Raw genomic sequence first — 10,960 nt, forward strand, 5'->3', positions numbered from 1 at the left:
AACCGCCATATACAGGCCCATCGCCTTCAAGGCGTCGTAGCCTTGACTGCCGATAGCCGAGGCGATCAGGCCGAACGCGCCATAAGGAGCGAATTTCATGACAAACGTGATCAGGAACATGACGAGTTCATTCGCCTGCTGCAACAGCTCCGTCACTTTTTCCGTCTTCTTGCCGAGCATCGTCAGGCCAAACCCGACGAGCGCTGCAAAGAAGATGACCTGAAGCATATTTCCCTCGACCATCGCCTGGAAGGGGTTCGTCGGGATGATGCCGAGCAGCGTGTCGGAAATCGGCGGTGCCTCATTCGCCACGTATTCCGCATCGTGGGTGCCGAAATCACCGGCCGCCCCCGGCTTGAAGATGAGGGCGAGGCTCAGGGCGAGCACAATCGCAATGGCGGTCGTGATAAGGAAATAGCCGACTGTCTTGATGCCGATCTTCCCGAGCTTCTTCGGATCGCCGAGACCGACTACGCCGAGCGCGATCGAGATGAAGACAACCGGCACGACAAGCATCTTCATCAGGCTTAGGAAGATGGTGCCGAGCGGCTGGAACAAGAATAGATCTGCCTTGCCGAAAATACCGGGTGCAAAAAGATTCAGCACAAGACCTGCCGCCACTCCGGCAATCAGTGCAATCATGATGTTTCTTGCCAATTTCATAGGTGTCCTCCTTCTGGTTGCATGGCTAAAGTCATTGATTTTTCCGAATGAAAACGTTTTCTTAATATAATATTATCGGTTCCGGCCGAATCCGTCAATATCCACCAATAAGTTACATATGAAGAGGTTCAGCCGGAGGAGGGTGTCACACAGGCGTAGACTTGCGTCACTCGGGGGCAAACTTGCGTCACTCGGACGTGAACTTGCGTCACTCGAGGGCAAACTTGCGTCACTCGGGACCAAACTTGCGTCACTCGTACGCCGGCCACCCTTCAGCAACATCCTGACACGAAAAAAACAGCCCCTTCACTGAGAGGCTGTAGGGCTGACTTTATTCATAGGAGGCTTTTTCCAGAACAGCGAGAGGATCACGCCTCCGAACAGGACGAGGGTGGCAAAGTAAAACGGAAAATCGAGCTTGATGTCAAACAGCAGGCCGCCGATGACCGGGCCGAAAACGTTGCCGAGGCTCGTGAACATCGAGTTCATGCCTCCGGCAAACCCCTGCTCGTTGCCCGCGACTTTCGAGAGATACGTCGTGACGGCCGGACGCACGAGGTCGAACCCGACGAACACGGTCATCGTGACGAGCAGGATGAGCACATACGACGAAACGAGTGTCACGCAGAACACGAGGACGGCGGACACGATCAGGCACCAGCGGATGAGCCGGATTTCGCCGAGCCACTTGTCCAGCCGGTCGAACAGCCATACTTGTGCGACCGCGCCGATGATGCCCCCGCCCGTTACCATGATCGCAATATCTTTCGGAGTGAAGCCGAATTTGTGGTCAACGAACAGCGCGAACAGCGACTCGAACGACGCCAGCCCGAACGACAGGATGAAGATGATCAGGAAGGCGATAAAATAAACAGGCTTGAAAATCCGGCGGAATCCGGATATTTCCACCGTCCCTTCCTCCATCTCCTGCCGCGTTGGCTCCCGGAGGGCGATGAACGAGAACGCGGCGGCCACGAAAGCAAGCACCGCAGCGGCGAAGAACGGCACACGCGTCCCGATCTCCGCAAGGAACCCGCCGATCCCCGGCCCGATGATGAAGCCGGTGGAAATCGCGGCGGACATGAACCCGAGCGCTTTCGGCCGTTCCTCCATCGTGGTGATGTCTGCGATGAATGCCGTGACCGCTGGCATGATAAACGCCGCACTCACTCCTCCGAGCAGGCGGGACGCGAACAGCACCCAGACCGACTGGCCGAGCCCGAACAGCAATTCCGAGGCGCTGAATAAAATCAGGCCGATGACGATCATCGGTTTCCGCCCGATCGCGTCGACCCAGCGCCCGGCGATCGGCGATGCAATCAGCTGGGTGACGGCGAAGGCCGCCACCAGATTGCCCGCCGACTGGCCGGACATGCCGAGTTCGTTGATGATCGCCGGAAGCACGGGAATGACAAGCCCGATCCCCATGAAGGCGATGAACAGATTGACGAGCAATGTAATGAGCGTGACATTTGGTTTCTTTTTCATAAAGCATGTTCCCCTTTGATTCCGATTCCTTCTATGATAAAGGCGAATCCCGAAGAAAGCCACTTTATGAGACGGGAACGACAGAAAACAGACGGCTCGGCCGGAAGAGTTTCGCCGAAGATAATTAACATTTCCCCTCGGATAAACAACGTTCCGTCCCGGATACGCAACGTTTCCCCGAAGTTAAACAACGTTCCCCCTTAGATACGCAACGTTTCCCCTTAGATAAACAACATTCCCCCCAGATAAACAACGCTCCCCCGTTTTCAGTCCCCCGCCGTCTGCTATACTGAAACCACTATTGAATCCGCAAGAGGAAGAAGTGATTGAACATGTATGAAACGATCGGGGTTCTGGCACATGTTGATGCCGGCAAGACGACGTTTTCCGAGCAATTGCTTTACCATACCGAAGCAATCCGGAAGCGCGGCCGGGTTGATCACCAAGACGCGTTTCTCGACAGCCATGATATCGAGAAAAGCCGCGGGATCACCGTATTCGCCGATCAGGCGGTGTTCCGGTTCAACGGTACCGAATACACGCTCATCGACACGCCGGGCCATGTCGATTTCTCTCCGGAGATGGAGCGGGCGATCGGCGTGATGGACGCGGCGATCGTCATCGTGAGTGCGGCGGACGGCGTGGAAGGGCATACCGAAACGGTCTGGAGCCTGCTCCAGAAGCATGAAGTGCCGGCGTTCCTGTTCCTGAACAAGACCGACCGGGAAAGTGCGGACGTTGCCGCCGTCCTCCGGGAGATCCGCCGGACGTTAAGCGACGATGTCTGTCTGCTTGATGACGGGCTCTCGCCGGAACTGGTTGAATGGATCGCCGAGCGGGACGAGGAACTCCTTGAGAGCTACCTGGATGATGACTACGACGAGAAACGCTGGCTCGAGGTGATGAAAAAGATGGTCCGGGAGCGCCGGATCTTCCCTGCGGTAAGCGGTTCGGCGCTGCAGGACACCGGTGTCACCGATTTCCTCAAGTGGCTCGATCTCCTGACCGGGGCCGAATGGAACGAAGACGCACCGTTTGCCGCGCGCGTCTATAAGATCCAACATGATGAAGGCGGCCGGCGGCTCACATTCCTGAAAGTGCTCAGCGGCCGCCTCTCCGTCCGGGATGAAGTGTCCCTGCACGGCAAAACAGAAAAAATTACGGAGATCCGAAAATACAGCGGCCGGAAATTCGCGGCGCAGAACACCGCCCGTGCCGGAGAACTGATCGCCGTCACGGGGCTGTCCGACGTCCGGGCGGGCGAACAGATCGGCACCTCCGGGGACCGGACCGGCTTCGGCCTCATCCCCGCCCTGTCCGCAGCCGTCCGGTTCGATCCGGTCATTTCTCCGAAGGACATGCTGGAGCACTTCATGATGCTCGACGCCGAAGACCCGTCTCTGTCCGTCATCTGGGACCCGCATGCCAGGGAAATCCGCATCCATGTGATGGGCACGATCCAGCTGGATGTACTGAAGGACGTGGTGAAGGAGCGGTTCGGAGCCGATATCTCGTTTGGCGAGCCGGCGATCCTGTACAAAGAAACGATCCGGTCCGGCGTGAACGGATACGGTCATTTCGAACCGCTCCGGCATTATTCGGAAGTGCATCTCGGGCTGGAGCCGGCCGCACGCGGTGCCGGCATTTCCTTTGAGAGCAAATGCCATCCGAACGACCTCGCCCCCGGATACCAGAATCTCGTCGGACAGACGCTGACCGAAAAACCGCATCGGGGCCTTCTCACCGGTTCTCCGCTCACGGATTTGGACATCACCCTGCTGACGGGACGCGCACACAATGAACACACATCCGGCGGGGACTTCCGTGAAGCCTCGCTCCGCGCACTCCGGCAGGGGCTCGAAAAAGCGGACAATGTCCTGCTGGAGCCGGTCTACGATGTAAAGGTGAAAATCCCTGCCGAGCTGATGGGCCGGATCCTGTCCGACCTCCAGCAGGCAAACGGCCGGTTCGACCCGCCGGAAACCGAAGACGGCCTGGCCCTCATCACCGGCAGGGTTCCGGTCGCAACGTTTATGGACTACCCTGCCAGATTCGCCTCATTCACAAACGGCAAAGGCTCCCTCTCCCTCCGCCCCGGCGGCTACGAGGAATGCCATAACTCCGAAAATGTCATCGAGGCGATCGGCTACGACAAAGACGCCGACCCGGACTATTCCTCTTCCTCGATCTTCTGCGCGAAAGGAAAAGGCTATGCCGTTCCGTGGGATGAAGCTGAAAGCGCCATGCACTTGCTTAAATGAGCCAGAAGAAACGGAGGTTCCCGATGAAAAGCCGCTTGATCGTGCCGCTCCTCGTGCTGGTCATCGTGCTCGGCGCCTGCACAAAAGAATCGCCCGTCCCTGATGAACGGGAGGAAACTACGGAAACCGGAACCGTCTCTCCCTCATACCGGATCAACGCCGGATACGATGATGAAAGCGGAACAGTGACCGGCGACATGGCCGTGACCCTCCACAACGATACGGGCCGCAGTCTGAACCGAGCTTTCTTCAATCTCTGGCCTGAAGCAGACGAGTTTTCGCCCGGCGGCTTGACGATCCGCCAAGTTGCCGTTGACGGCGAGGCGGCCGGATATGAGGTGACGGATACGGCACTTGAAGTGACGGGACTGTCCATCCCGGATGGCGGCGCGGCCGAAATTGCCATTGACTTCACCGCAGCGGTACCGGACTTGAAACACCGGTTCGGCCGCTCCGGGGGACAGGTGTCACTCGGCAACTGGTTCCCGGTGCTCGCCGTCCACGATGCCCGGGGATGGGTGACCCATCCGTACTTCGCTGACGGCGAGAGGATGGAGACATGACATACCGGTTCCGCGCCCATGACGTGCGGGACTTTGCCATCATGCTGAACAAGGACTTCAGGACAGAGACCCGGGAAGTCGCCGGGACGCCGGTCAATATCCACTTCCCGGTCCGCTGCACGGACTACGTGGACGCCATATTCGCTGAGGCGGAAAACTCACTGCCACTCTTTGATGAACTGTTCGGAGAGTATGCCTGGCCGGATCTTGATATTGTGCTCGTCGATTATGGAGAAGAATTTGACGGGGGGATGGAGTATCCGCAGCTCGTCACAGTGAATATGCCATCGGTTGAAGATGACCCGGCGGAGCTCGCCCAGACAGTCTCCCACGAAATTGCCCACCAGTGGTTTTACGGCATGGTCGGCAGCGACTCCTACAGCGAACCGTGGCTCGACGAATCCTTTTCACAATTTGCCAGCTACGAGGCCGTCTATGGGCCGGACGGTTTCGGATGGATCGAATCCCCCGGAAAAGACGCCCCCCTTCTCAACGCACCGGCCTCCGAGTTCACGGATGCCCGCGTTTACGGGGACATCGTGTATGACTACGGCGCCAAAACCCTCTCGGACTTCCGCGTTCTCATCGGGGAACAGCAGTTCAGGGAAGTCATGCACACCTACGTGGACAGGTTCAGATTCCGCAACGCGACGACCCTTGACTTCCTCCGGGTCGCGGAAGAAGTTACGGGCAACGACCACAAGCAGTTCTGGACGGGTCACCGGATCCAGATCAAGTAAAATCATTTGGTTGCGCACAGACAAAAGACGATCCCTCATAAAAAGGATCGTCTTTTACTCGTTTTAGGATTTCAAGAAGCCCGGGTCACGGAAAGCGGGATCCGGATACTTGTAGAACCCTTCGCCGGAGGCGCGGCCGAGCTTGCCTTTGTCGATGTATTCATTTTGGAGCATGTCGGCAATCCGCTGGGCATCCGGGTCGTGGGTCGCCTGGGCTTTCGCCTGGATGATATTATAGGCGGTCGTCAAGCCGACGATGTCGAGTATGGCAAACGGACCGTTCGGTGCGCCGGTTGCGAGCATCCACGTCTTGTCGATCGTCTCGGCGTCCGCCACGTCATTGGCGAGCAGCGCCTGTGCCGCGTTCAGGAACGGCACGAGCAGGGAGTTCAGAATATAGCCCGGCTGCTCTTTCTTCAGCGGCAGGGCGACCATGCCGATGGATTTCGCGAATTCCACGACATCATTGAACACCTGCCGGTCCGTCCCCGGATGGCCCATCACTTCTGCCGTGTTGTTTTTCCAGATTTCATTCGCGAAGTGAAGATGGAGATACTTCTCCGGGCGGCCGGTCACTTCGGCGAACTGGCTCGGAAGCAGTGTGGATGAGTTTGAAGCGAAAATCGTCTTTTCCGGAGCCACCCGGGCGAGCTTCTCATAGAAGTCGGTCTTGATGTCGGTCCGCTCCGGCACGGCTTCGATGACCAGGTCTGCGTCTTTCACCGCTTCCGCCAGGTCGCTGTGGAATGACATCCGGTTGAACGCTTCATCCAGCTGTTCGTCCGTGGCACCAAGGTCCTCTTTGTAGTAGGGCATCCACTCGCGGATTCGGTCTTTCGCCTTCTCCAACGCTTCGTCATTAATGTCGTAAACGCTGACCGGGTAGCCTTTGTAGGCGGTCTGGAACGCGATCTGGCTTCCGAGCACGCCGCTCCCCGCGACAGTGATATGGTTGAATTTCATATTGGTCCTCCTCACCTTTCAGTCAGCTGTTCTTCCTATTCCTTATCCAGTCCGAGCGTTTCCTTCACTTTGTTGACGGCCTCCGATAGGACTTTGTCCTGGATGACGGTCTTGTCCGTATCCCACTGGTTCCCCTCGGGCAGTTCGAACTGGAACCGCTCCGCGTACGGGGCAGGACGGTCCATCAGATACTCGACCATCTCATTTTTGATGAACTCCCGTGCTTCTTCGGGGGTCCGCTTGCCCGTCACGACATCGTGCACCATATTCATCGAAAGGGTGTTCGCGCCTTCATTGTCGCAATGCGCGGAAATCTCCCCTTTTGTCCGGTCGATGATCACGCTGCCGTCCACCTGTCCGACAAGACCCACCTTCTCAGCCGGCACATGATAATCGATCGTCTGCTCTAGACAGTCGACGTGCGGTTCCGGAAAGTCGTGGGGAATCTGATCCGGAAAGACGACCGTCCGCTTCCATGGCCCGTTGTTGTACCAAGTCATCCGGTTGAGCGTCGCTTCGTTCGGCTGGCCGTAAAACTTGACCATCGTCTCCGCCACCAGCTTCGGTGTCGAAGGCCATACATCCAGGATATCCCTGACCAGCTTTTCATCGGTCCGTTCCTCGGTTCCCATCGGTCCGCTCTTCTTCGTGGCATGCAGTTTCATGTTCGACATCATCGCTGACGCCGCCGTCTTCAGCCGTTCCTTCCCGGTCATTTCTCCGGCAATCGGTTGCTTCCGTTGCTCTTCCATCAAGCGGGCCTCCTTGAAAGTTCCGTATGCATTCATCGTTCCCGAATCAGAAAAAACTAAACGGCGCATGAATGCCGGACACTCTCGCGGCCGGGGCTTTCCCAATAAAAAAGGACCTTCCGCGCGCCGACATGCATCGGCACCGGAAAGTCTTATTTTCTTCATTTTCATTTCGCCGCGCCGCAAATTTCGGACCGGCTTCTTATTTGAGCAGGTTGATCGTCGTGATGATGATCGGGGCGCTGAACACGACATCCATCAGGAACGCGCCGACAATCGGCACGACGAGGAATGCGGTGCGGGACGGGCCGAACTTGTTGACCGTCGCGCCCATGTTCGCCATCGCGTTCGGCGTGGCGCCGAGACCGTGGCCGAGGAACCCGGAGATCATGACGGCGGCGTCATAGTCCTTGCCGAGCGCACGGAACATGACGAATACCGCAAACAAGATGATAAAGGCGACCTGGACGAGGATGATGCCGACGAGCGGCAGGGCCAGCCCCGCCACTTCCCAGAGCTTGATGCTCATGAGCGCCATCGAAAGGAAGATGGCCAGGGACACATCGCCGATCAGGTTGATCTCCCTCATATTGACCGTTCCCGGCAGGAACCGGTCCATCAGGTTCCGGACGATGACCGCAACGAACATCGCCCCGATATAAGCCGGCAGCACGAAGCCGGTCGCCTCCGTGAACAGATCACCGAGGAACGTCCCGCCTGCCATCGCAAGGGTGATGAGGGCGGCCTGGACCATGAAGGAATGCTCGTGGATCGGCTTTTCATCCTCTTCCACGTATTCTTCAATTTCGCCTTCTGCCGGTTTCAGGTCATGCTTGTTGATCAGATGTCGGGCGATCGGACCGCCCGACAGGCTGCCGAAGATCAGGCCGAGCGTGGCAGCGGCCATCCCGATCGTCACGGCGGAAGTGATGCCCAGCCCCTCGATCGTCTGTCCGTAGGCCGCGGCCCCGCCGTGCCCGCCGCTCATCGACACGGCGCCGCTCATGACGCCGAGCAGCGGCTCGATGCCGAACACCTTGGCGAGCGAAACGCCGATGATGTTCTGCATGAAGATCGTGACTCCGCAAAGGAGCAGGTAGATGATCAGAAGCTTTCCGCCGAGCTTGATCAGCTTGAAGCTGGCTCCGAGGCCGACCGTCGTGAAGAAGGCGATCATGAACAGCGATTGGAGCGACGTGTCCAGTGAGATTTCAACGATTCCCGTCGATTGCAGCACGAGTGCCAGAATGGCGAAAATCAGGCCGCCGACGACAGGAGCCGGAATCAGGAACCGGTCGAGGATCCCGATTTTGCTGACGAGCGCCGTACCGAGCAGGTAAAGCGCGACTGCGAGGAATAGTGTGGTGATCTGGTTGATTTCTATCATGTTGCTTCACCTTTCCGGGGATGCCGTTGCAACCGCGCCAGGACTTCCCTGCCCGCTTGGAATCGCTTTCTTAATCCTTTGCAAAAACGGCTCCGCAATGTATGTAATGAAAAAAGCCCTTGGATTCTCAGGCACTGATTGATTATTTTACAGCACGTCCTTGAATAAAAACAAGACAGAGAGCCGAAGCCCTATTTTTCCGTGAACGTAAAATAGTCAATAAACGGCCGGAAACGCCGTCGGGACGTGAGGTCTCCCGGTGACAGCGGAAACAAGGCGCAATCTTCCGTCAGGACAGGCGGCAGCCGGTTTGCCGGCGGGACGGTCAACCGGGGGTCACACATTCGATTTTCACGAACAGTCCGCCCGCATAGGAATCCATCCGGCGGATGCTGAATCCGGCCGAGCGGACGAGACCGGCCGTGTCCCGGTCGAGCCGGCAGCCGTCTGCAATTTTCGACCATGCGGGAGTGAGCGCCGTCTGAAGTGCGGCCATCGGACGGTTCGGCATGCGGACGTGTTCGAACAGGACGAACCGGGCACCCGGTTTGGCAACCCTCCGGACTTCCTGCAAGGCACGGGCCGGGTCCGGAATCGTGCAGAAAACGAGCGTCGCGATGACCGTGTCGAACCGGTCGTCCGGAAACGGCAGGGCTTCCGCGCCTGCCGCGTGAAGGCGGACCGGCACCCGCGCGCGGCGGATCCGGTCGAACGACTGCCGACCCATGGCGGCATCCGGCTCGATGGCATCGACGCTCGCCGCCCGCCGGTAATACGGAAAGTTGAGCCCCGTTCCCGAGCCGATTTCAAGCACTCGTCCTTCCGCATCCCCGGCAATCTGCCTCCGCATTTTGCAGAAGCTGGCGGCCTCCAGCGGTGTCATCAGATGATCATACAGCCTGGAAAATAAGGTCATGCGGCTTCCTCCTCATTTAAAAAGAAACGGGCGGAGGAAAACAAACCGTCTCCCTCCGCCCATTTTCATTCATGATTTGCCTTTTCGATCAGTACCGGTCGGCTTCCCGGCTTTTCTCGACAGCTTCGTCCACCGCTTCGTTCTGTGCGNTCCGCAAAGGAGCAGGTAGATGATCAGAAGCTTTCCGCCGAGCTTGATCAGCTTGAAGCTGGCTCCGAGGCCGACCGTCGTGAAGAAGGCGATCATGAACAGCGATTGGAGCGACGTGTCCAGTGAGATTTCAACGATTCCCGTCGATTGCAGCACGAGTGCCAGAATGGCGAAAATCAGGCCGCCGACGACAGGAGCCGGAATCAGGAACCGGTCGAGGATCCCGATTTTGCTGACGAGCGCCGTACCGAGCAGGTAAAGCGCGACTGCGAGGAATAGTGTGGTGATCTGGTTGATTTCTATCATGTTGCTTCACCTTTCCGGGGATGCCGTTGCAACCGCGCCAGGACTTCCCTGCCCGCTTGGAATCGCTTTCTTAATCCTTTGCAAAAACGGCTCCGCAATGTATGTAATGAAAAAAGCCCTTGGATTCTCAGGCACTGATTGATTATTTTACAGCACGTCCTTGAATAAAAACAAGACAGAGAGCCGAAGCCCTATTTTTCCGTGAACGTAAAATAGTCAATAAACGGCCGGAAACGCCGTCGGGACGTGAGGTCTCCCGGTGACAGCGGAAACAAGGCGCAATCTTCCGTCAGGACAGGCGGCAGCCGGTTTGCCGGCGGGACGGTCAACCGGGGGTCACACATTCGATTTTCACGAACAGTCCGCCCGCATAGGAATCCATCCGGCGGATGCTGAATCCGGCCGAGCGGACGAGACCGGCCGTGTCCCGGTCGAGCCGGCAGCCGTCTGCAATTTTCGACCATGCGGGAGTGAGCGCCGTCTGAAGTGCGGCCATCGGACGGTTCGGCATGCGGACGTGTTCGAACAGGACGAACCGGGCACCCGGTTTGGCAACCCTCCGGACTTCCTGCAAGGCACGGGCCGGGTCCGGAATCGTGCAGAAAACGAGCGTCGCGATGACCGTGTCGAACCGGTCGTCCGGAAACGGCAGGGCTTCCGCGCCTGCCGCGTGAAGGCGGACCGGCACCCGCGCGCGGCGGATCCGGTCGAACGACTGCCGACCCATGGCGGCATCCGGCTCGATGGCATCGACGCTCGCCGCCCGCCGGT

At 58.1% G+C, this 10,960-nt stretch carries 10 protein-coding genes and 1 pseudogene; 3 read left to right on the plus strand and 8 right to left on the minus strand.

The features are described from left to right. Together BN1189_RS02385 and BN1189_RS02390 are read right to left on the minus strand one after the other, a co-directional pair. Window positions 1-663, minus strand: a 663-nt coding sequence (locus tag BN1189_RS02385; protein WP_040225088.1) for a dicarboxylate/amino acid:cation symporter, incomplete at its 3' end; no start/stop codon positions are given. Between the two features lie 306 nt (window positions 664-969). Further along, window positions 970-2,151 (minus strand): MFS transporter, encoded by a 1,182-nt coding sequence (locus BN1189_RS02390; protein ID WP_040225089.1) that lies wholly within the window; start codon window positions 2,149-2,151, stop codon window positions 970-972. Between the two features lie 332 nt (window positions 2,152-2,483). Between BN1189_RS02390 and BN1189_RS02400 the strand changes: the two genes are divergently transcribed. From BN1189_RS02400 to BN1189_RS02410, 3 genes are read left to right on the plus strand one after another with little or no spacing between them, the layout of a single operon-like run. Then, window positions 2,484-4,412, plus strand: coding sequence for a GTP-binding protein (locus tag BN1189_RS02400; protein ID WP_040225102.1), 1,929 nt, complete (start codon window positions 2,484-2,486; stop codon window positions 4,410-4,412). A 23-nt stretch (window positions 4,413-4,435) separates the two neighbouring features. Next, window positions 4,436-4,975 carry a M1 family metallopeptidase gene (locus tag BN1189_RS02405; protein ID WP_143242228.1) on the plus strand — a complete coding sequence of 180 codons (540 nt, stop codon included), beginning with the start codon at window positions 4,436-4,438 and terminating at the stop codon, window positions 4,973-4,975. After that, a complete protein-coding gene (locus BN1189_RS02410; RefSeq protein ID WP_040225092.1) occupies window positions 4,972-5,715 on the plus strand; it encodes a M1 family aminopeptidase in 744 nt (247 codons plus the stop codon). Before BN1189_RS02405 ends, BN1189_RS02410 begins: the two co-directional genes overlap by 4 nt. A gap of 63 nt (window positions 5,716-5,778) precedes the next feature. On the opposite strand, the gene BN1189_RS02415 is transcribed toward BN1189_RS02410, so the two are convergent. The 6 genes and pseudogenes from BN1189_RS02415 to BN1189_RS02440 form a co-directional block, all read right to left on the minus strand. Next, on the minus strand, window positions 5,779-6,678 hold the full coding sequence (locus BN1189_RS02415) for a 3-hydroxyacyl-CoA dehydrogenase (protein ID WP_040225093.1): 900 nt from the start codon (window positions 6,676-6,678) through the stop codon (window positions 5,779-5,781). A 35-nt stretch (window positions 6,679-6,713) separates the two neighbouring features. Beyond that, entirely contained in the window at window positions 6,714-7,430 is a 717-nt protein-coding gene (locus tag BN1189_RS02420) for a hypothetical protein (protein WP_052455584.1), read from the minus strand. A gap of 202 nt (window positions 7,431-7,632) precedes the next feature. After that, window positions 7,633-8,817 (minus strand): sodium/glutamate symporter, encoded by a 1,185-nt coding sequence (gene gltS / locus BN1189_RS02425; protein WP_040225095.1) that lies wholly within the window; start codon window positions 8,815-8,817, stop codon window positions 7,633-7,635. A 325-nt stretch (window positions 8,818-9,142) separates the two neighbouring features. Next, window positions 9,143-9,733 (minus strand): class I SAM-dependent methyltransferase, encoded by a 591-nt coding sequence (locus BN1189_RS02430; protein ID WP_040225097.1) that lies wholly within the window; start codon window positions 9,731-9,733, stop codon window positions 9,143-9,145. Window positions 9,734-9,883: 150 nt separating this feature from the next. Further along, a pseudogene (locus BN1189_RS02435) lies at window positions 9,884-10,189 on the minus strand (sodium/glutamate symporter); the annotation flags it as partial. 325 nt (window positions 10,190-10,514) lie between these two features. Further along, a partial coding sequence (locus tag BN1189_RS02440; RefSeq protein ID WP_040225101.1) for a class I SAM-dependent methyltransferase occupies window positions 10,515-10,960 on the minus strand: 446 nt, incomplete at its 5' end.

The sequence above is a fragment of the Bhargavaea cecembensis genome (genome assembly GCF_000826125.2).
Classification (GTDB): Bacteria; Bacillota; Bacilli; order Bacillales_A; family Planococcaceae; genus Bhargavaea; species Bhargavaea cecembensis_B.

Coding starts and splice junctions, on each gene's coding strand:
- BN1189_RS02390 (WP_040225089.1), bottom strand. CDS start 2,151: ATGAAAAAGAAACCAAATGTCACGCTCATTACATTGCTCGTCAATCTG.
- BN1189_RS02400 (WP_040225102.1), top strand. CDS start 2,484: ATGTATGAAACGATCGGGGTTCTGGCACATGTTGATGCCGGCAAGACG.
- BN1189_RS02405 (WP_143242228.1), top strand. CDS start 4,436: ATGAAAAGCCGCTTGATCGTGCCGCTCCTCGTGCTGGTCATCGTGCTC.
- BN1189_RS02410 (WP_040225092.1), top strand. CDS start 4,972: ATGACATACCGGTTCCGCGCCCATGACGTGCGGGACTTTGCCATCATG.
- BN1189_RS02415 (WP_040225093.1), bottom strand. CDS start 6,678: ATGAAATTCAACCATATCACTGTCGCGGGGAGCGGCGTGCTCGGAAGC.
- BN1189_RS02420 (WP_052455584.1), bottom strand. CDS start 7,430: ATGGAAGAGCAACGGAAGCAACCGATTGCCGGAGAAATGACCGGGAAG.
- gltS (WP_040225095.1), bottom strand. CDS start 8,817: ATGATAGAAATCAACCAGATCACCACACTATTCCTCGCAGTCGCGCTT.
- BN1189_RS02430 (WP_040225097.1), bottom strand. CDS start 9,733: ATGACCTTATTTTCCAGGCTGTATGATCATCTGATGACACCGCTGGAG.